Origin of the sequence: Cellulophaga algicola DSM 14237, from assembly GCF_000186265.1 — a bacterium.
Classification (GTDB): domain Bacteria; phylum Bacteroidota; class Bacteroidia; order Flavobacteriales; family Flavobacteriaceae; genus Cellulophaga; species Cellulophaga algicola.
Map to the genome: position 1 here is coordinate 2,807,282 of NC_014934.1, position 22,063 is coordinate 2,829,344.

A 22,063-nucleotide genomic window follows, 5' to 3' on the forward strand; every position below is an offset into this window, starting at 1 on the left:
TTATGGAGAACAGTGTTCCAGATATTGTATTGTTTTTAGGTAGGTTTCATCCGCTTGTAGTGCATTTGCCTATTGGCTTTTTGTTTTTCGCCTTTTTTTTAGAAGTCTTTAGTCGGTGGAAAAAGAACCCTGTACTTACTTCGGGGATTCCTTTAGCCTTGTTTTTAGGAGCACTTAGTGGCACCGTGGCCTGTATTTTGGGGTATATGTTGTCTTTAAGTGGCGATTATGAAGAGGGTGCTCTAGATACCCACTTTTGGTTTGGTATGGCTACTACGGCCATTGCATTTTTAGCTTGGTTTATCAGAATTGAAAAAATTAAGATAGCAAGCTTAAACAAGCTTCAACCTAATATAGCGGCACTCACATTGCTAGTTATTCTTTTAAGTGTTACGGGGCATTATGGCGGTAACCTTACCCACGGTAGTGATTATTTGGTGAAATATATGCCTTTTGGTGGCGATGAGAAAAAAGAACTTGTTGCGGTAACTAAGGTAGAAGACGCTGAGGTTTTTGGCCATCTTGTGGAGCCTATTTTACAAAATAAATGTGCTAGCTGTCATAATTCTAGTAAGAAAAAGGGTGGACTCTCCATTGCAGACAGCGTGTCAATTTTAGCTGGGGGTAAAAACGGAGAAATACTAATTCCTGGTAATGCCACTAATTCTGAAATACTTAAAAGAGTATTGTTAGATCCGCATGATGATAATTTTATGCCTCCTGAAGGTAAAACGCCATTAACGGAAGCGGAAATAGCAATTTTGACGTATTGGATAGAAAATGCTAAAGCGGGTTTCAGTACCAAAGTAGCCACAGTAGAGACCAATGAAACGATTACGGGAATAGCAAGTACAATGTTGGGCTTGACTAGCACTTCTTCTGAAGGTGGTGAAATAGAAATACCTAAAGTAGCTTTAGTGGCTGATGATGCCATAATTGGGTTGCAAGCAGAAGGGTTTAGACTTAGAGAACTCGCATTTGAATCTGGTTTATATGAAGCTGTATTAGCGCCAAATTCTAATGCAAATGGCACATCAAAGCGTATGTCTGAAAAATTAGAAAAATTACTTTCGATAAAAGAAAACATCCTTTGGTTATCTTTAGAAGACAATCAGATAGGAGATGAACATATAGCCTTGATTGCTCAATTTCCAAATATTCAAAAACTGAAATTAAATAATAATCCATTGTCTGATGATGCGGTAACACGACTGATAAAATTAGAGAATTTGACTAGTGTTAATTTATTTGGAACCAAAATATCTTCTAAGAGTATCCCTGCTTTTTCTGAAATGAAGAATCTTAAATATGCCTATGTTTGGAAAACAAATATTAAAAAAGAGGACCTGGAGAACCAATCAATAGATGATTTTCCTAAGATTATAATTGAGTAAACTTTTATAGAAAGTAGTGAAGCCCATGAAGAAAGGTATTATATTCAGTAGTATTATCGCATTAATCGCCATCAGTTGTACCTCACAAAAAACGATGGTTGATACAGAAATTAGTACGGAGAAATATACCGCGGATTGGGAATCTTTGCAGCAGTATGAAGTTCCGGAATGGTATAAAGATTTAAAATTCGGAATTTATTTTCACTGGGGCCCTTATTCCGTTCCTGCGTATGAAAATGAATGGTACTCTCGTTGGATGTATGTTGATGGGCATCTTATCAACAAACATCACAAAGAAACGTATGGGGCACTAGATACTTTTGGGTATAAAGATTTTATTCCGATGTTCAAAGCAGAAAAATTTGATGCTGAGGTTTGGGCAGATTTGTTTGTAAAGGCGGGGGCACAGTTTGCAGGTCCAATTGCCGAACATGCCGATGGTTTTGCCATGTGGGATAGTAAAATAACCCAATGGGACGCCAAAGATATGGGGCCAAAAATAGATGTCGTTGGTGCCATGGAAAAGGCAATAAAATCTCGCGGACTTAAATTTATCACCACGTATCATCGGCATTGGTTATATGCATGGTACCCAACATGGGATGAAAATACAGATGCATCAAATCCACTTTACGAAGGGCTATATGGTCCAAAAGTACCAGAAGGTACTTTTGTGATGGCTAATAAACCCACAAATCCATTGCCAGATGCGGCGTTCAATCAAGAATGGTTAGATAGGCTTACTGAATTGACAACTAAATATGATCCAGATATTGTATGGTTTTACAATAAAATGGATATCATAGGAGAAAAATATAGAAAGCAATTTTTAGCAGATTTTTACAATCGCGGTCTTGAGAAAGGAAAAGAAGTTGTGGTTACGTACAAATTTGAAGATTTGGCGGTAGGTTCTGCAGTTTTAGATCTAGAGCGTTCTAGGATGAGCGAAAAAAAAGAGTTTACTTGGCTTACAGATGATTCTATTGACTGGAAAGCGTGGAGCAATATTCAAAACCCAGAATACAAATCTACCAACAGACTTATAGATTTTTTAGTAGATGTGGTCAGTAAAAATGGGGCAGTGCTATTGAATATAACCCCTACGGCGGGGGGAGAAATACCTAATCAAGTACAAGAACGCTTGTTGCAAATGGGAGATTGGTTAGCCATAAATGGCGAAGCTATTTACGGAACTAGGCCATGGAAAATTTATGGAGAAGGCCCTGCAGAAGTTGTAGAAGGGCATTTAAGTGAGCACAAAAATCCAGATAATACAGCAGACGATATTCGGTTTACTACTAAGGGTGACATTCTCTACGCAACGGTTCTAGATTGGCCGCAAGAAGAAATACATATAAGGGCTATGGGTAAACAGCACCGTAAAATAAAAAGTATCCAACTCTTAGGGAATCCTGAAAAAATCTCTTGGGAGCAACATGCTACCGAACTAATTATTCAACCTTCCGATGCTAAAATTGGTGATTACGCATTTACCTATAAGATTAAGTTTTACTAATACCTTTTATTTCATTTGCAGTAATCGCAGTTCTTGATTATTTATTGCGGTTAAAATACCTACCGTATTTCCAATTCTTATTTTTTGGATATCTTTTACATTGTCGGGTAATAAAATGCCACTCTCTAGATGGTTAACAGGCTTGTAATCTCCATTTGTTTTTCCTAGAAATAACAGCCCAATTGATGCATCTGCTCTTGTGGTTTCTACTTCAACCTCAAATTTATTTCCTGCGATTAAAATATCAAGGATAGTATCATTATTAAAATCATCTATGACAATGCCATTGATAACTGAAAATTGAGCTTCCATGGGTAATTTTTTAATTTTGAAAACTCCATTATCATTCGTTAAAATAATACTTTCAAACATTTGAGCTTCATACATTAAAGCCTTAGATACATTCGGGATTATGTCTTTTATAGCTGCTTTAGCAAACTCTTGATAGGTTTTAAATTTTTGTCCAATTTGCGGCAACTGTTCCGAAGCACATTGTTTGCCACGTACAGGTACCTGCCTGTTTTTGTAATGCTGCGTTAGAAATATATCATTAGTGCCATTGGCATCAAAATCATCAGCATAAATTATGAATGGTGATTTTTTAGTAGCTTTAAACTTATAATTTAGGCCAAGATTACCTAGTACAAAATCTATATCGCCATCTTTATCTATATCTTTGGCTACAATTTTATTCCACCAACCAACGGTATGTTCTAATTGTAATCTAGAAGTTATATTTACAAATTTATCGCCCTCCTTTTTAAATATTGAAATTGGCATCCATTCGCCAACAAGCACCAATTCTTTTATCTCATCGTTGTCAATATCGACCCAAACGGCGGAAGTTACCATTCCTATAGTGGCTAATTCTGGGGCCAATGTTTTAGTGACATCTGTAAAGATACCATTGGTGTTTTTTAGTAAATAGCTTTTTGGTGCACTTGGATATTTATTAGGCACGAGTCTGCCACCCACAAACAAATCTAAATCACCATCGCTATCAAAATCATGTGAAATTACACAAGAACCACTATCAGAATTAGAAGGTAAATTGGGAGATAATTTATAGTTGCCGTCGCCTATATTTAAATACAACCTATCTTTATAAGTAGGGTTACTTGCATTAAATTCATTGCCACCACTTACCACGTATAAATCAAGATCACCATCAGAGTCAGCATCAAAAAAGTGGGCACCCACATCTTCAGAATTCTTTGCGTCATTAAAAATTTTAGTATTTAATTTTTCAAACCTATTAGTAGTTAATTGTGTATAAATAGCACCAGATTGTCCTGAGGCACCGCCAACGTAAAAATCATCTAAACCATCATTGTTAATATCTGCAATGGCTAAACAAGGACCATTTTGTGATAATTTATGGGGTAATAGTAGCTGCGATTTAAAATCATCAAAGATGTTTTCTTCATGTTTATAATTAGCTTTTATATGTGTAGTTATGTCTTTGAAAATAGGGTTGGTTATTTTTACGTTTTTTTCAATTGTAATTGCAGACTTATAATTAATTGTCACTTGTTGGTTGGCCTTTACATTGGTAAGAGTACTATATTTGCCATCAGCCCATGCTACTTCAAGACTACTAATATTACTATCTTTGCCAAGTCCAAAATGTGTAATTGGTTCTACAGAAGATAAATAACCTCTTACCGTTTTAAACTCATAAAACTGTTTCTTATTATTGTGTCTAATGGTTATTTTGGCACCTAAACCTGTGGTATTGTTCTTTGGTCCTTCTAATTTTATTTTTATATAATTATTGCCAATTTTTTCTGCATTATTTTGATAGATGAATGCTGGGTCGTCAATATTATTTACAATCAGATCTAAATCACCATCATTATCTAGATCTGCAACAGCAGCACCATTAGAGAAGCTAGGGATTTGCATACCCCAATCTTCTGTTTTTTTAGTAAAGGTGAGATCTCCATTATTTTTGTAGCTGTAATTAGAAATTTTGTTTTCTTTGAATAGATTAATAATATATTGCGCATTCTCTTCATTTGTGCTTGTTCTAGCTGTTGCGCTTCGCATATAGGCTGAAAATTTCGCATTTGCATCTTTATCCCAAATATCACGTTTAAAGCCATTGGTGATGTATAAATCTCTGTACCCATCATTGTCAAAATCACTTCCTAAACATGACCAACTCCAGTCTGTTTTCGAGATTCCAGAATATTGAGCAATATCACTGTAAATTCCGTTACCACGATTTAACTGTAGTTGATTGTGCATGTATTGGTAATGAAAACCATTGTTGGTCAAATCTTTAAACAGTTTAATGTTCATAGAAGCCATTGTGGTTTTAGAGCGTTCATAATCCTCAGGAAGCATTTCTAATTGTATGATATCTTCAAAACCATCATTGTTAAAGTCAACGACATCTATACCCATAGCATAAAATGGGATGTGATTAAATCGTTTTTCTATTTGATCTTCAAAAGTTTTGTTTTTTTGGTTGATGTATAAATAATCACGTTCTAAGTAATCATTAGCAACCATGATATCCGTATAACCATCACTATTAAAATCTGCTGTGGCTAAACCTAAACCATACCCATAATTATTTTTTATTCCAGAAGTTTTGCCAAGCTCTTTAAACGTGCCGTTTTCATTTATAAATAGTTTATCTCGGAACATATCTTCTTCTTTTGCCTTGCCTTGTAATACTTGTTCATAGCCCATAAAAAATTTATTAGGTCTATTGGTTAAATATAGATCTAGATCATTATCATTATCTAAATCAAAAAAAGAGGCCATTAAAGAATAGCCAGAATCATCTAGACCATATTTTTTGGCCTCTTCTTTAAATGTAGAATCACCTTGATTAATATACAGTAAATTTTTTCTGTCATTTTCAGTATCAATATGACCGCCTCGGCAGATGTAAATATCTTGTAATCCGTCTCCATTAATATCGGCCATGACAACACCATTATGCCAGCCTTTACCACCAGCTACATTTGCTTTATTTGTAATATCTTCAAAAACAAGATTTCCTTTATTTAGATACAATTTATTGGGCACCTCATTGCCTACAAAATAAATATCAGATAAGCCATCATTATTAATATCACCAATAGCAACTCCTGCACCATTGTATACATAGTTAAAAACAGCAAAGAAGTTATTGAAGTTTTCCTCTATGTGATTATTGAAAGTGATGTTTGTTTGTTTTTGGTCTATCAGCGTAAATAATTTACCCTTTTCTTCTGGAGTGTTATTCGGTTCTTTTTTTTCTTTTTTTGAATTAGTACAACTAAGTAAAAGACAGCAAACAGTTATTATTTTAAGTAAAGATTTCATATGATGAAGAATAATATAAGTACGTAAGATTTTTTGCTCGTATTTAGTTAGGACTCTAGAACCAAAGGGGCCTGTCTATAGTACAATTTAAAAAGGCTTATTTGTTTTTTACCAAATAAGCCCTTTTAAATTAATTCAAAATACTCTTAATATCCCTCGTTTTGGATGAGGTTAGGATTTATATCCAATTCAGATTGTGGTATTGGCCATCTAATTTCATAGTCTTGAAATTCAGGTCCTGGATCACCAGCATTAGGTCCTCCTTGTGTTATTCCAGAGATTGCTTCTTTATACACACCAAATCGTGTTAAGTCATTACGCCTCCATCCTTCAAAGCATAATTCTTTTCTTCGTTCTGAAAGGAGTTCTGAGGCGTTATCTGCCTGATTTGAAAGAATCATATTGGGCAAGGCCGTTTCACTCATTCTAGCCCTAGCTCTTAACCTATTGATGGTCATATCTAAATCTGCTTGAGTTAATGTTCCTTGACCATTTCTTGCTTCTGCATACATTAATAATACGTCTGCGTAGCGAATGTAAGGATTATCAAAAGGAGTATCATTAGGATAGTTGTTAGGCTTTTCAGCATGCCATTTCCAGCCTCTCCAATTGTTTTTATTTACGGTATGTGTCGTAATATCTGTAGCGCCTTCTTCAGGAGTAGATTCATTTGCTTGATGTTTTGCCACATTATTAAATAATCTTGCGTCTTCTCTATCATAAGATTCTTCGTGGCTATGATTTATATAGACTGTTCCCCAGCCACCGCCATTGGTTACTTGTCCATTAGGGCCATAAAAAGTACTTAAGATACCACCTTCATTTAAAGAAGGTCCGTCCATGCTAATAGCGTAAACCATTTCATTACTTTGTTCATGATTTAAATCAAAAACATCTTTATAATTGTCTAGTAAATCATAAGTACCACTATCCATAACTTGCTTAAGTACTGTTTCGGTATTTGCAAACTTATCTGTTTGGTTAAGAGGGAAACCTGTCATTTGAAGGTATAATTTTCCTAACAATGCCAGAGCAGCTCCTTTTGTAGCTCTTCCTCCGCCTTGTTCATCTGGTAAGATTGCTGCAGCTTCTTGTAAATCTTTGATCATAAAATCATAGACTGCCTCAGGTGTGGCTTGAGAAACTTCTAAAGCGTCTAAATCTTTTGTCTCACTAGTCATTAGAGGGATGTTTTCCCAAGTAGATACTAAAGAAAAATTAACCATTGTTCTAAGGTATTTAGCTTCTGCAACAAATTTATTTTTATCCTCAGAATTAATTTGATCTTCTGTCATTGCACCAACTCTATCAATAACACTATTTATTCTATTTAGAGAGACAAATAGGTCTTCCCAAATTTTACGTATAAGTGAGTTGGAAGGGGTTACTTGATGTAAGTAAATAAATTTACGATCTCCAGCCCAGGGTGGGGAAGTTACTTCATCTGCAGCAACTGTACCCCACTGTACAGCCCATCCTTCTTTACCTTGACCTCCAGAAGAAACTGTGTGTTGCACAGCATCATAAGCTCCAATTAAATAAGTTTCGGCTCCTTTTTTGTCAACCAACAATGCATCGGGTGTTAGGAATTGAGTTGGTTCTTCGTTTAATATATCATCATCACATGACGCCAATGATAGCACTAAACTTGCTATGATTGATAGGTGTACTAGTTTATATTTTTTCATTTTTTTCATTTTTTTGGTTATGTTTTTAGAATCCTATATTGAGTCCTAATCTAAATGTTCTGGGTCTTGGATAAGAATCGGCATCTAAACCAGGTGTAAGCTGATTTGAGCCCACACTGACATCTGGATCATACCCATTATAATCACTCCATACATACACGTTATCTACAGCACCATAAACACGCAAAGATCTTATTCCTAGCTTACTTTTTAAATCATTCGGAAGTTCATAACCAAGCGTTATATTGCTTAACCTAAAGTAAGAACCATCTTGAATTAAGTTAGAATAGGCAGTACCATTTATACCAGCATCGCCATCGCCCCAAATAGAAGGTTCTATGGTGTTAGGTGTTTCTGGAGTCCATCTGTTGGAAACTCTAGAATATTTATTAAAAAAAGGAATGGCTTGTGCTGTTCCTTTATTTAAACTTTTGTTATAGATGTCATTCCCATAAGACCATTGTGTTAGCACCGAAAGGTCAAAATTTTTGTAGGTGATATTATTTGTAAAACCTCCAAAATGTTTAGGCAATGCATTACCAATTATTTTTCTATCATCAGAATTTACAATTCCATCAGCAGCGTCTGGGACACCGTCCCCATCTGTATCTACCGTTATTTGATCTGCAAATTTAGGCATACCAGGTCTGTATTTTGTTGGGTCTGGTTGTCCAGATGAAAGCACCGTTCCTTCTTTTAACTCATAAACAACATCATACCATACTAGTTCTTGATCTGCTGCATCTTGTCTTAATTTTTCTCCTGCCTGGGCATCAGATAAACCGTCAAAAGCAGCAAAATCGCCATAGTTGTATACACCGTCTACTTCTAGACCATACATAGAACCTAATGATTCTCCTACTTTTATAATATAATCATTTTGGATTTGATTATCTCCTAGAGCGTTGACAAAAAACTGTTCTGCTTTTCCTAAGTCTAGTACCTCGTTTTTGTTAAAACTAATATTAAAGTTACTCGTCCATTTGAAATTATCAGTTTGAACATTTGTGGTCGTTAAGGAAAATTCTAAACCTTTATTTTCTACTTGACCTAAGTTTTTGAAAACTGTTTTGAAACCTGAAGTAGAAGGCAGTGGCACTTCTAGTAAGAGATCGTTTGTTTCCTTTCTATAATAATCTACTTCAAAAGCAATACGATTTTTTAAGGCACTTAATGATAGTCCCAGATCAAATTGTTGCGTTGTTTCCCAAGTTAAATCTTCATTAGCCAATTGGTTAATTGCAGCTCCGGTAACTATTTGATTACCACTAAAAATTGAACTTGCTACGCCTGCCTGTGCAAATGATCTATAGGAGCCAATTTGGGTATTTCCTGTTTCTCCATAACTAGCCTTAAACCTCAAGGAATTAAGGGTGTTGTTTTCTTTTAAAAAATTCTCTTGAGCAACATCCCAAGCAAAACCAACAGAAGGGAAAAAACCGTATTTTTTGCCTTCTGCAAATCGAGAAGACCCATCATATCTTGCACTTGCATTAAGAATGTATTTCCCTTTGTAACCATATTGAATTCTACCTAAATATGATTTAAGCGCAGTTTTTGTAAATCCAGTTTTGTTTGGAAGCGTTTCTGTTGCAGATGACAAATTATCTACATTGACACCAGGTAAGTCAAAACCTGTTGCGGCAGAGGTAAGAAACTCAAAAGAGTTTTGTTGCTCCTCATAAACAGCAGTTGCATTAAATGAATGATCGCCAAATATTTTAGAATAATTTAAGTTTTGCTCTGTAATTAGCCCCGTACCCATATTAGTACTTAGAAAAGCCCTTCCGTTTGCGGTTCTACCCCAACTTATTTTTTCAGAGAAATAAGCATTTCCTTTACTAGCCGAAATATTACCTCGTACAGACGTTTTAAACGTTAAATCATCTGTAATGTTATATTGTAAAAATACACTACCAAAAGATTGAAAAGAATTTCTGTTATTGGTATTATATTCTAACATGGCTAATGGATTAGTGATGTCACCATCTCTTACAGAAATTAATCTTCCGTTTTCATCGTATTCTGCTCCTTCGTAAGCTCTAATACCTTGAACAGGGCTAAATAATACAGCACTTGTTATAATACCATTACGTCCGTTTCCATTTTCACTTGCTGCGGATACAATTCCTGAATTTTTGGTAATTCCTAAATTAATGTTCATACCTGCCTTAAGCTTATCACTGATGTTCTGATTGATGTTTAAGTTACCACTATATCTTTCAAAGTTTGAAGTTTTTACAATACCTTCTTGATTTAAGTATGAAAAAGATGCAGAATAAGAATTTCTATCTCCCCCACCAGACATAGATAAGCTGTAATTCTTAGTTACAGCAGTTCTTGTAATTGCATCTTGCCAATCTGTAACAATTACTCCGGGAGTAGATAAACTGATAGGGTTTCCTTGTTCATCTCTGTATGCTTTCATGAAGTTATCATCTAAGTTATCTGAATCGTAAGGAAAATAATCATTCCAGAAATCAACAAATTCCTGACCACTTAATAATTCTAAAGGCCTTGCTAGGGTAGAAATACCTGTATAAGTTTCAAAATTTAATGTTGCTCTTCCTTTTTTTCCTTTTTTCGTAGTTATAATAATAACTCCGTTCGAACCGCGAGAACCATATATCGCTGTAGCCGATGCATCTTTTAAAACTTCAATAGATTCTATAGAACTGGGATCTATTGATGCAAGAGGGCTGGAGTTTGAGTTTCCAATTCCTACTGATGTATTGTTGGCATCTCCAGCAATGGCAAAACCATCAATCACATAAAGAGGATCATTACTAGCGGTAATAGAGCTTCCCCCTCTTACTCTTATATTAAATCCAGAGCCTGGTTCTCCACCAGATTGTACCACCTGAACTCCGGCAGCTCTAGCGGCTAAACCGCCCTCAAAACTAACAGGCTTAACTTTATCTAAATCTTCTCCTTTTATAGATGCAATAGAGCCCGTAAGTTCTTTTCTTTTTGCGGTACCATAACCAATTACAACAATTTCGTCTAAAGCAGCAACATCTTCTACTAGACTAATAGTAATACTTGTTCTTCCGCTAACATTCACTTCTTTTTTAGCAAAGCCAATGTACGTATATATTAAAACATCGTTCTCTTTTGCGCTAATGCTGTAATTGCCATCAAAGTCGGTAACCGTTCCTGTGGTAGATCCTTTTACAACCACACTAACTCCAGGTAACGGTCCGTCTTCGGATGTAACGGTTCCTGTAATTGTAGATTGAGCTTGTGCAAAACCTGTTCCTAAGAATGACACCAATGCCATTAGGAGGATTTTAAATTTCCATTTAAATAAAGTGTTGATTTTCATAGTCGTGAATTCTTATATTAAGTTTAGTTTAACAAATATTTAATAATTCTACTATTTGAATGAAAACAAATGTTTTTTAAAAGGTAACAAATGTGTTTTTCTAAAATAAATGTTAAATTACTTAAACTCTTCAAATTTAGGCCCGCTTTATTTATAATCTAATATTGTATCTGTTTAATAATTATGATATCTGTTTTTAAGTTTATTTTGAACTTTGTCTTTTTATTATTTTTAATAGTTGTTTAGGCAGCATGTGTTTTGTTCTTTCAACTTAGAATAACTTGATGTTTGTCTATTTTATATCAAGTTTAATATTAAATAATAATTAAAATTTTTCATCAAATTTGAGAAAATAAAAAATTACTTAGAATTATGATAAAACTCAAATTGATAGCGCTAATCCTAATTTTTCAGATTGCGTCTTGTAGTAAAAGTAGTACCGATGAAAAACCAACAAGTGAGGAAGATAATCAAGGAGAAGTAATCACCCCAGAAGAGGAGGTTGAGGAAGAAGTTGTAAAAGATTGGAAAACTATTCCCGTGCCAGCAGATGCAGGTGCAGGCAATGTATGGGAATTTCAAGAGCTTTCAGATGATTTTGATTACGATGCCCCTGCCGATGCTAAAGGTGCTAAATTTGATAAAAAATGGACAGATTTTTATCATAATCTATGGGCTGGACCAGGTTTAACGGAGTGGAGGAGAGATCATTCTTTAGTGGTTGATGGTAATTTGCAAATGATAGCCAATAGAGCTGAGGGTTCTAATAAAATAAATTTAGGCTGTATCACTTCTAAAGAACAGGTAGTATATCCTGTTTATATCGAAGCAAATGTTAAAATAGCCAATACGACGCTAGCTTCAGATGTTTGGTTATTGAGTTCCGATGATACACAAGAAATAGATATTGTAGAAGCTTATGGAGCTAGCTATTCAGAATTAGCCGATAGTGATCAAACGTGGTATGCAGAACGTATTCATATAAGTCATCATATGTTTATTAGAGATCCTTTTCAGGATTACCAACCTACAGATGCTGGTAGTTGGTATCGTGATGGTACCTTATGGAGAGAAGATTATCATACTGTTGGAGTGTATTGGAAAGATCCGTTTCATTTAGAATACTATATAGATGGTAAATTGGCACGAACAACTTCTGGTACGGAAATGATTGATCCTAATAACTTTGCGGAAGGTAAGGGCTTATACAAGCCTATGGATATTATTATCAATGCAGAAGATCAAACTTGGCGTTCTGATAACAATGTTACGCCTTCTGATAAGGAACTAGAGAACAAAGAGAATAACACTTTTAAGGTAGACTGGATCCGTATTTTTAAACCAGTCCCGGCTAATTAAAGGAATTGAGATAATAAATGTTATAAAACGTATGAGTTGGATTCTAACTCATACGTTTTATTCATAAAATCATATGTTATCTTATTTTCTAAAAAAAAAGCTAACTTTTGTAAAGCGCTTCCTGCGCTTTTTCCTTTTTACAAAAAGATAAAAAATTTTCTAAAGATGCTTAAAAAAATCGTTGTTCTTTCCGTTCTATCCATCTCCTTTTTTTCCTGCAAGGAAGCTCCTCAAGAAGAAGTAGTGCCCGCTAAAAAGCCAAATATTATTTATATCATGGCAGATGATCATACCACACAGGCATTTGGTATTTATGGTAGTAGGTTGGCAAGTTTAAATCCTACTCCTACCTTAGACCAATTAGCGCATGAAGGAATGGTCTTTGATAATTGTTTCGTGACTAACGCTATTTGTACACCAAGTAGAGCAACCATACTTACAGGACAATATAGTCAAGCAAATGGAGTGTTAGATTTAGAGGGGCATTTAGAAACATCGAATCAATATTTACCGGTAGAACTTAAGAAATTAGGCTATCAAACTTCTTTAATTGGTAAATGGCATTTGGGTGAAAAGCCCAATTTTGATTATTATAACATTTTTACAGAGCATGGTGGGCAAGGATCTTATTTTGATCCTAATTTGACGGAAAGTGGTATGAATTTCGCAGAATACGGAACACCAGAGTATGAAGGAAAAAAGTATACCGGTCACAGTTCAGATATTGTGGCAGACATATCTATAGATTGGCTTAAAAATAAGAGAGATAAAAGCAAACCTTTTATGTTAATGGTGCAGTTTAAAGCACCACATGATGATTTTGAATATGCACCTCGCTATAATGATTATTTAGCAGATACCTATATTCCAGAGCCCGCTAGCTTATATGAAAATGGGAATAATGGTTCTATCGCAACCCGAGGAAAAAATGATTCCTTACTAAGTGTCATTGGTTCATCAGTTTCTAAAAGAAATACTATAAGAAGTATGGGAATGCGGCTATGGAGTGATGATTTTACCAAAATATCCAACCCAGATTTTGATGCATCAGTGGGAACCAATTTAGATTTAAGTGACAAGGAGTATACGCATGCCACCTATCAAGAATATTTAAAAAGATACCTGCGCTGTGTAAAAGGGGTAGATGATAATGTAGCACGCTTAATCAAATATCTAAAAGAAGAAGGGTTGTATGATAGTAATACAATTATCGTGTATACTGGAGATCAAGGATTTATGCTTGGAGAACATGATTATATAGATAAACGATGGATGTATGAAGAGTCTATGCGTATGCCATTTATTGTTCATTATCCAGAAAAAATTAAACCCAATACGAGAACAAATGCAATTATTAATAATACAGATTTTGCTCCTACATTAATTGATATAGCGGGTGGGACAGTTCCAAAGCAAATGCAAGGACATAGCTTCAAAACTATTTTAGAGACAGGAGAAGAGCCAGAAGATTGGCAGCAGTCTACCTATTATAGGTATTGGATGCATATGGCTCATGCACATGCCAATCCAGCGCATTTCGGAATTCGGACAAAACAATACAAGCTTATCTTTTTCTATGGTAAATACTGGGTAGATACTAAAGATCCAGAAGCTACCTGGAATAAAAAGAGTTGGGGCAACCAATTTGAAATGGATACCCCTGTGGCTTGGGAGTTTTACGATTTAAGTAAGGACCCTAAGGAGATGAATAATGCCTATGATCATCCGGAATATAAAGCTATTATTGCCGATTTAAAAAATCAGTTGATAGAAAAACGTAAAAGCTTAAATGAAGAAGATGGAGCTAAATATCCACATATTCAGAAGGTGATTGACGCCCATTGGAACGATTAAATATAACCTCGTAGAACCAACTTTTTATGAAAATAAGCATTAAAATACTGGTAGTTATGGTGTTGCTAGTTTCTGTTGCAGGAAACAGCCAAATGAAAAAAGAGCGGTATACTTCTAGAACTATTTCCATTCCAAAATGGGAAGTTGTAGATATTAGTTTTAAAAGTAATGAAGAGGCAATTGCGCCCTACACTACAGATTTTTCAGCAATTTTTACTAATGAACACGGTAAGCAACAAGAAATACCTGGTTTTTATAACGGCAAAAATGAGTGGGTCATACGTTTTTCTAGTAATGAAGAGGGGCAGTATATCTATGAAACAGTGTCTGAACTAAAAGGACTTAACCGGAAAAAAGGCAAGATTAAGGTTACGACTTCGAGCAACACTAATCATGGGGGTATCGTAATTAAAAAAGAAAATCCACAACATTTTTATTATGAAGATGGTACACCTTATTTTTTATTAGCTTTTGAATGTGATTGGCTGTATGCCTTAGATTACCACACTGAAAAAGACTTGCCTAAGACAAATCATTTACTGGATTTAATAAAGGAAAACGGATTCAATCAAATTGTGATGAACGTGTTTTCTTACGATGTGAGTTGGCAGAAAGATGCGAAACTAGCACAGCATCCAGAACATGAATTTGGAGGTCCAAAGGATATTTTTCCTTTTCTAGGGACAAATGATAATCCGGATTACAGCGCTTTGAACCCTGAATTTTTTCAAAAGCTAGACAGGACCATCAGCTTAATGCATGATAAGCGCATAGCATCACATTTGATGATTTATGTATGGAACAAATTAGTCGCCTGGCCCGATATGAATAGTGAGGCAGATAATATGTATTTTGATTATGTGATTAAACGCTATCAAGCTTTTCCAAACATGGTTTGGGATATTTCTAAAGAAGCTTTGTTTTATGGTAGGGCAGATGAAGCGTATATTCATGGAAGAATTGAAAGACTACGTAAAGCAGATCAATTTAATAGATTGGTCTCGGTACATGATTTTAAATACTGTTCTAATTTCCCTGAAAAGGTAGATTTTATATCTAGCCAAAACTGGTCGCATAATCTGTATGACAAGATGATAGCTGCTCAGACAAAATTTAAGGATAAGCCTGTTTTTAATATAGAACATGGCGGTTATGAAGAGGCCCCGTATACCGTTTTTACAGGAGATTATACAAATGCAGAAACGTGTCTAAGAAGAAATTATATGTGTTTGTTTGCAGGAGTATACACTACATATTACTGGCAAGGAGCTTCTTGGAATGCTATTATTTATAATCCTTTTGAACAGCCAGAAGATTTTATAAAACCAAAATTTGAATACTTTGATCACATGTCGAAATTATTTACGGCATTTGATTTTAGCAAAATGAAACCTACACCTTGGCAAAATGGGAGCGCTTATAATTTGACCAATGAAGAAAAGACTGTTTTACTTTATATACATAAAGAAAATTACGGTATTGATGCTGCGTTTCTAAAAAAAGAAAGTAGCAAAAGAACCGTACAATGGTTCAATACATTAACAGGAGAATTTAGTAGTGTAACAGCTATGCAAGATTCAGGTAAGTTTATTTCTCCTTGGTCAGGAAAAGCAGACGCTATTTTGATTTCTAAGCTCAGATAGCCCCAAAAACAAGTGTTTTAATCATTTGCTCTATTATTAAAGACATACGTTTTAATACTTTTCGCAGGATAATTCGAATTTCGCTATAGAAACTAAAGGAAACCATTTAAGAATTATTTACCATGAATTTAAGAAGATATATGTTGTTTGCCATTCTGGTTTGTTCGTTGGCAATTTCTTCCTGTACAGAAAAAAAGGAGAAAAAAGAAATCGTAGAACAAGAAAAGCCTGTATACGAAGCAAACTGGGAATCTATAAAAGCGAATTATAAAGACCCAACATGGTTTAATGAAAAAAAGTTTGGAATTTTTATACACTGGGGAGCATACAGTGTTCCTGCTTATAGTTCAGAATGGTATCCTCGTAAAATGTATATGGATACAGCTACATTTTCTGCACAATTAAAATTAGGAGAAAAGGGTCCTTCAGATGTTTTTTTACATCACAAAGAAAATTGGGGAGATCCAAAAACATTTGGATATAAAGATTTTATTCCAATGTTTAAAGGTGAAAAATTTGACGCTAATGAATGGATCAACATCTTTGAAAAAGCAGGTGCAAAATATGTAATTCCTGTAGCAGAACACCATGATGGTTTTGCAATGTATAAATCAAATGTGACCCGTTGGAATTCTGTAGATATGGGGCCTAAGAAAGATATTTTAGGAGAATTATTTAAAGCAGGTAGAGAAAAAGGCATGATTATGGGAGCTTCATCTCACTTTGCTTTCAATTGGTCTTTCTATAATAAAAAAGACAAATTTGATACGACAGACCCAGAATATTCAGATTTGTATTCTACCAAGGGTAAAGACTTAACGCAGCCTGTATCTGAAGAATTTAAGGAGCTTTGGTGGGCAAGAACTAAAGATATTATAGATAACTATCAGCCAGATATCTTATGGTTCGATTTTTATTTAGATATCCCTGATTTTGCAGATCAACGTCCAAAGTTAGCCGCCTACTATTACAACAAAGGTATTGAATGGGGGAAAGAAGTGGTGTTGCAGGATAAAAACTTCTCTCATGAAGCATTTCCAGAAGGAACGGTTATCTATGATTTAGAAAGAGGTAAACTACCGGGAATTAGAAAATTGCCATGGCAAACGGATACCTCAATAGGGAAAAACTCTTGGAGTCATGTAACCAACTGGGAATCTAAGACGGCCAATGAAATTGTAGATGATTTAATTGATATTGTTAGTAAGAATGGAAATCTCTTATTAAATGTAGGGCCAAAAGCTGATGGTACTATTCCAGAAGATCAGCAAGCTATATTATTTCAAATTGGCGATTGGTTAAAAATTAATGGCGATGCAATTTATGATACTACCTACTGGAAAACTTTTGGTGAAGGACCTACCGAAGTAAAAAAAGGACATCATTCTGAAGGCGATAATGAAGGTTTGTCTTCAAAAGATATCAGATTTACAACAAAAGATCATAAGCTATTTGCTATCGTTCTTGATTGGCCAGAAGATGGTATTGTAAATATTGAGTCGCTTGCAAAGAATTCAGAATATGTAAAAGATTTAAAGATTACCAATGCGAAAGTTTTAGGTAGTCCGGACAAAATAAAATGGAGTCAAGAGGCTGATGGTTTAAAAGTAATGATGCCAACAGAAAAACCAGGAGACTTTGCTTATGTTATTCAATTCGATTTTTAGTAGTACTGTAGTTTAATTTTTAGTAGGTGCCAAGGCTTTGTTTTCTGACGAGTCTTGGCATTTTTTTTTAACCCTAATTTATACATGATGAAATTTAGAAATTCACACTATTCAAACATACTGGTGTATACTTTAATCGCCCAATTACTTTTTTTTATAGGATGTAAAAGTGCTGCAGATGTAAAAGTAGAAACAGCCAAAAATAGCCTAACAACAAATATGTTTGATGCAGAATTAACTAACTGGGAAGTCTGGATAGGAGCAGTTCATACTTCAGTAGATTTAGATGTGGATAAGTTTGACAATGTTCAAATAGGTAAACCTCTAGGGTTGCATAAAGATTTAAAAAAGGTCTTTTCGGTGCAAGAGGAAAACGGAGAAGCTATATTAAAAATTACAGGAGAAATTTATGGAGGTTTAACTACGAAAAAAGAATATGGTAATTATCACCTATCCGTACAATTTAAATGGGGAGATAAGAAATGGGAACCAAGATTAAATACAAAAAGAGATAGTGGCATACTCTATCACGCTAAAGGTCCTCACGGCGCTTTTTGGAATGTGTGGATGGCTAGTGCGGAGTTTCAAGTTCAAGAAGGAGATTGTGGAGATTTTATAGCTTTAGGAGATGTCTATGGGGATGTTCCTTCGGATAAAAAAATGAAAAGTGATGGGAAGCCTTATTTCGTTTATAATCCAGAAGGACCATTGATACCTTTAAAATGGGGAGCAGATTTTGAATCGGGACAAGCTAGTAAAGCCACCTTGCATGAAAAGCCACATGGAGAATGGAACAGGTTAGAAATTTATTGTTTGGGAAATGAAAGTCTGCATGTGGTAAATGGTATTGTAGTGAATAGGGTACAGAATATTCGGTATGATATAGATGGCAAAACAATTTCTGTGACTAAAGGCAAGATTCAATTGCAATCAGAGGCAGCAGAAGTGTACTATAAAGATTTAACACTAACTCCTATTACAATGCTTCCTCAGAAATATAAAGGTTTATAAGGCTTTCTTTTGTAATTAATCATTCGTTCTATATTCTAGAACATACGTAGTCTGTAATCCTAGTCTGTTAAATTAATTTTGAGTGTGTTACATGAGTAATTATTCCAATTTAAAATAATAGAATGAAAAATTTCTTTACAGGCTGTTTTTTTGCAGTGGCATCTTTTTTATCTGCCCAACAAAAGCCAAACGTTATTGTGGTATTAGCAGATGATATAGGAGTAGGAGATGTTTCTTATTACCGAAAGATGCATTCTGACGCTATAATCGTAGAAACACCCGCTTTAGACCAACTGGCAAAAGACGGTATGGTCTTTACTGATGCACATTCGCCTGCAGCACTTTGCGCACCCTCAAGATATGCAATCATGACGGGTAATAATTGCTACCGTAGTTACGCACCATGGGGGGTTTGGGGTGCGTACCAACCATCGCCAATTGGGCCAGATCAATTAACCCTTGGTAAGCTCATGAAGAACGCCGGATACAGCACAGCGTTTTTTGGAAAATGGGGATTTGGAATGGATTTTTTTAGAAAAGATGATCCCACGCAAATTTATGTAGCTCCTAGAAAACATATAGAACTTGACGTTGACATTCGGCAAATAGTAGGAAAAGGACCTATTCAAAACGGTTTTGATTATAGTCTAACATTTCCGGCCGGAATTCAGAATGTTCCCTATGCCGTATATGAGAATGAAAAATGGATGCCGTTAACACCAAACTCCGAAATAGGGTATATCTCTCAAGAGAATATGACAAAGCTTGGGGTTAAATTAGATAAGGATGAAGGTTTAGGAGATACCGCTTGGGATCCTCACAATATGGGGCCTTTATTGGTAAACAAAGCTATAGATTTTATAGAGAACAGCACAGAAGACCAACCCTTCTTTATGTATTATTGCTCTCTTGCAGTGCATTTACCTCATACGCCTTCTCGTGAACTTAATGCCGTTAAAATAGCAGAAACTACACCTTCTCATCATCTTGATCTTGTTAAAGAATTGGATGTGCAAATGGCAATGATAATTGAAACGCTTAAAAAGAAAGGAATTTATGAGAATACCATGATCCTATTTACTTCTGATAATGGCGGCCTACTCCGGAAGGAAACTATGAGTTCAGGACATCAATCTAATGATATTTATAGAGGAGGAAAAAATCAAGCTTATGAAGGCGGACAAAGAGTACCCTTTATTGCATCATGGCCTGGGAAAATTAAACCAGGAACTACATCTAAAATACCTGTACTGGGATTAGACGTTTTAGGAACCCTTGCCGCAATTACAAACCAAGAAATTGAAGAAAACCAAGCGTATGATTCCGCTAATTTATTACCTATTTTACTAGGTGAAAATTCAAAAGAAGTACACCCGTACTTAATCAATCAATCAGGAACAGGTAGAGAAGCTATGATTGTAAAAGATGGTTATAAATTAATTATAGCTTTTGATAAAAAGGATAAAACAGATCATACAAGAAAACCAATAGCACTATTCAATTTGAAAGAGAATAGTGAGGAGAACGAGAATCAAAATTTGATTCATAATCCTAAATACAAATCAAAAGTTGAGCACTTATTTTCTTCATATAATGAAACAAGAGCAGCCGGAACAAAGACAAAAATATAGTACTACTATTCTGGTATATACTGCTATTTTTTTTAGTAAAGTATGAATAGCTATAATACAAACAAACCACTTTTTGAAAATGATAAAATTAAAATTTACACTTTGCCTATCAATGGCTCTTTCGCTTAGTTATGGTCAAAAAGAAAGCATTCCAGCTACTAAAGACGTCAAGCATTTTGAAGAAAATTGGGATTCTTTAGAAAAGGTAAATGCATCACCTAATTGGTTCCAAGATGCTAAGTTTGGAATTTATGCGCACTGGGGTCCTGTATCTTCTGCTTTTGAAGGAACAAATCCTGATGAGTTTTATGCAGGGTGGCATGGCATGAAAATGTATGAAGATGGTAAAAAAGTTCCAACAAAAAATGGGAAGCCGAGTTCTAATTTTATTCATCATTCTAAAAAATACGGAAACCCTAAAAAGTATGGATATAAACATATTATAGAGCAGTTTGATCCATCAGCATTTGATGCCAAAGAATGGGCCGATTTATTCGCTAAATCAGGTGCCAAATTTGCAGGGCCTGTGGCTATGCACCATGATAACTTCGCCATGTGGGATAGCAAAACTACAAGATGGAATTCTATGAATTATGGAGGAATAGATCCTTCGGCAGCATTAAAGAAAGAAATTGAAGCTAAGGGCTTAAAGTTTATGGCTTCTTTTCACCATGCATTTACTTGGAAATATTTTGCACCAGCACATAAGTACGGTGGTGTAAAGGCTGAAGATTATGACTTGTATACCAACCCACATTCTTTAGAATCTGATACGCCAGATGAACAATTTTATAAAGATTGGTGGGCAAAAATGAAGGAGTATATAGATGTTTATCAGCCAGATTTAATTTGGTTTGATTGGTGGCTAGAAAATATGACCGAAGCGTCTCGACTAGAATTCTTGGCGTATTATTATAACAAAGGAATAGAATGGAATAAAGACGTTGTGGTTTCTTATAAAGAGTCTACTTTTCCAGAAAGTGTAGCAATCAAAGATTATGAACGTGGCAGACCAAATCAGCCTAAGTCTCCTTCGTGGTTAACAGATACCTCTCCAGGGGCTTGGTTTTATAGACCCAATGCAAAATTTAAAACTCCAAATGAACTGGTAGATATTTTGGTAGACATCGTCTCAAAAAACGGATTGATGCTTTTAAATGTGCCACCAAATCCAGATGGTTCTATTCCGCAAGAAATGAAAGATTTATTAATTGAAATGGGCGGATGGTTAGCTATTAATGGTGAGGCTATATATGGGACAAGACCTTGGACAATTTTTGGAGAAGGACCAACAAGATTACCGGAAGGCGGACATAAAGTAGAGAAATTTAAAATTGAGTATAAGAATACCGATATCAGATTTACTAGAAAATCTGACAAAGAATTTTACGTGATTGTATTGGATACACCAAAAGAGGAACTTATTGTAAAATCATTATCTACTCAAATTGGAGTTTTAAATTCTAAAATAGAACATATCTCTCTTTTAGGAAGTGATGAAGAAATTAAGTGGACAAGAGATGAACGTGGTTTGGTACTACAAGCACCTAAAAAAGTACCTACGAAATATGCACATGCTTATAAAATTCAATTGGAAGGGTATGTAGAGAACAACATTGGAGGTAATGTAGATTCTCATGTTGATTAAATTAAA

General features: G+C 35.0%; 12 protein-coding genes. 9 read left to right on the forward strand and 3 right to left on the reverse strand.

Annotated elements, in window-relative coordinates; genetic code table 11:
- Positions 1-2 precede the first annotated feature (2 nt).
- On the forward strand, positions 3-1,394 hold the full coding sequence (locus CELAL_RS12220) for a DUF2231 domain-containing protein (RefSeq protein ID WP_013551219.1): 1,392 nt from the start codon (positions 3-5) through the stop codon (positions 1,392-1,394).
- A gap of 25 nt (positions 1,395-1,419) precedes the next feature.
- On the forward strand, positions 1,420-2,910 hold the full coding sequence (locus CELAL_RS12225) for an alpha-L-fucosidase (RefSeq protein WP_013551220.1): 1,491 nt from the start codon (positions 1,420-1,422) through the stop codon (positions 2,908-2,910).
- Between the two features lie 6 nt (positions 2,911-2,916).
- On the opposite strand, the gene CELAL_RS12230 is transcribed toward CELAL_RS12225, so the two are convergent.
- From CELAL_RS12230 to CELAL_RS12240, 3 genes are all read right to left on the reverse strand, one after another.
- Positions 2,917-6,231 (reverse strand): VCBS repeat-containing protein, encoded by a 3,315-nt coding sequence (locus tag CELAL_RS12230; protein WP_013551221.1) that lies wholly within the window; start codon positions 6,229-6,231, stop codon positions 2,917-2,919.
- Positions 6,232-6,377: 146 nt separating this feature from the next.
- Positions 6,378-7,919, reverse strand: a complete 1,542-nt coding sequence (locus tag CELAL_RS12235) for a RagB/SusD family nutrient uptake outer membrane protein (protein ID WP_013551222.1) — start codon at positions 7,917-7,919, stop codon at positions 6,378-6,380.
- A 25-nt stretch (positions 7,920-7,944) separates the two neighbouring features.
- Positions 7,945-11,244, reverse strand: a complete 3,300-nt coding sequence (locus tag CELAL_RS12240) for a SusC/RagA family TonB-linked outer membrane protein (protein WP_148229674.1) — start codon at positions 11,242-11,244, stop codon at positions 7,945-7,947.
- Positions 11,245-11,616: 372 nt separating this feature from the next.
- Between CELAL_RS12240 and CELAL_RS12245 the strand changes: the two genes are divergently transcribed.
- From CELAL_RS12245 to CELAL_RS12275, 7 genes are all read left to right on the forward strand, one after another.
- Entirely contained in the window at positions 11,617-12,603 is a 987-nt protein-coding gene (locus tag CELAL_RS12245) for a LamG domain-containing protein (protein ID WP_013551224.1), read from the forward strand.
- A gap of 165 nt (positions 12,604-12,768) precedes the next feature.
- A complete protein-coding gene (locus CELAL_RS12250) occupies positions 12,769-14,457 on the forward strand; it encodes a sulfatase family protein (RefSeq protein ID WP_041558128.1) in 1,689 nt (562 codons plus the stop codon).
- Positions 14,458-14,483: 26 nt separating this feature from the next.
- Complete coding sequence (locus tag CELAL_RS12255) at positions 14,484-16,100, forward strand: DUF5060 domain-containing protein (protein ID WP_041557720.1); 1,617 nt, start codon at positions 14,484-14,486, stop codon at positions 16,098-16,100.
- A gap of 122 nt (positions 16,101-16,222) precedes the next feature.
- Complete coding sequence (locus tag CELAL_RS12260; RefSeq protein ID WP_013551227.1) at positions 16,223-17,767, forward strand: alpha-L-fucosidase; 1,545 nt, start codon at positions 16,223-16,225, stop codon at positions 17,765-17,767.
- Between the two features lie 84 nt (positions 17,768-17,851).
- On the forward strand, positions 17,852-18,778 hold the full coding sequence (locus CELAL_RS12265) for a 3-keto-disaccharide hydrolase (protein WP_013551228.1): 927 nt from the start codon (positions 17,852-17,854) through the stop codon (positions 18,776-18,778).
- Positions 18,779-18,900: 122 nt separating this feature from the next.
- Positions 18,901-20,409, forward strand: a complete 1,509-nt coding sequence (locus CELAL_RS12270; protein ID WP_013551229.1) for a sulfatase family protein — start codon at positions 18,901-18,903, stop codon at positions 20,407-20,409.
- A 79-nt stretch (positions 20,410-20,488) separates the two neighbouring features.
- Positions 20,489-22,057: an alpha-L-fucosidase gene (locus CELAL_RS12275; protein ID WP_013551230.1), complete on the forward strand. Its 1,569-nt coding sequence runs from the start codon at positions 20,489-20,491 to the stop codon at positions 22,055-22,057.
- The last annotated feature ends 6 nt before the right edge of the window (positions 22,058-22,063 follow it).

Coding starts and splice junctions, on each gene's coding strand:
- CELAL_RS12220 (WP_013551219.1), top strand. CDS start 3: ATGGAGAACAGTGTTCCAGATATTGTATTGTTTTTAGGTAGGTTTCAT.
- CELAL_RS12245 (WP_013551224.1), top strand. CDS start 11,617: ATGATAAAACTCAAATTGATAGCGCTAATCCTAATTTTTCAGATTGCG.
- CELAL_RS12260 (WP_013551227.1), top strand. CDS start 16,223: ATGAATTTAAGAAGATATATGTTGTTTGCCATTCTGGTTTGTTCGTTG.
- CELAL_RS12235 (WP_013551222.1), bottom strand. CDS start 7,919: ATGAAAAAATATAAACTAGTACACCTATCAATCATAGCAAGTTTAGTG.
- CELAL_RS12250 (WP_041558128.1), top strand. CDS start 12,769: ATGCTTAAAAAAATCGTTGTTCTTTCCGTTCTATCCATCTCCTTTTTT.
- CELAL_RS12230 (WP_013551221.1), bottom strand. CDS start 6,231: ATGAAATCTTTACTTAAAATAATAACTGTTTGCTGTCTTTTACTTAGT.
- CELAL_RS12270 (WP_013551229.1), top strand. CDS start 18,901: ATGAAAAATTTCTTTACAGGCTGTTTTTTTGCAGTGGCATCTTTTTTA.
- CELAL_RS12265 (WP_013551228.1), top strand. CDS start 17,852: ATGATGAAATTTAGAAATTCACACTATTCAAACATACTGGTGTATACT.
- CELAL_RS12225 (WP_013551220.1), top strand. CDS start 1,420: ATGAAGAAAGGTATTATATTCAGTAGTATTATCGCATTAATCGCCATC.
- CELAL_RS12275 (WP_013551230.1), top strand. CDS start 20,489: ATGATAAAATTAAAATTTACACTTTGCCTATCAATGGCTCTTTCGCTT.
- CELAL_RS12255 (WP_041557720.1), top strand. CDS start 14,484: ATGAAAATAAGCATTAAAATACTGGTAGTTATGGTGTTGCTAGTTTCT.
- CELAL_RS12240 (WP_148229674.1), bottom strand. CDS start 11,244: ATGAAAATCAACACTTTATTTAAATGGAAATTTAAAATCCTCCTAATG.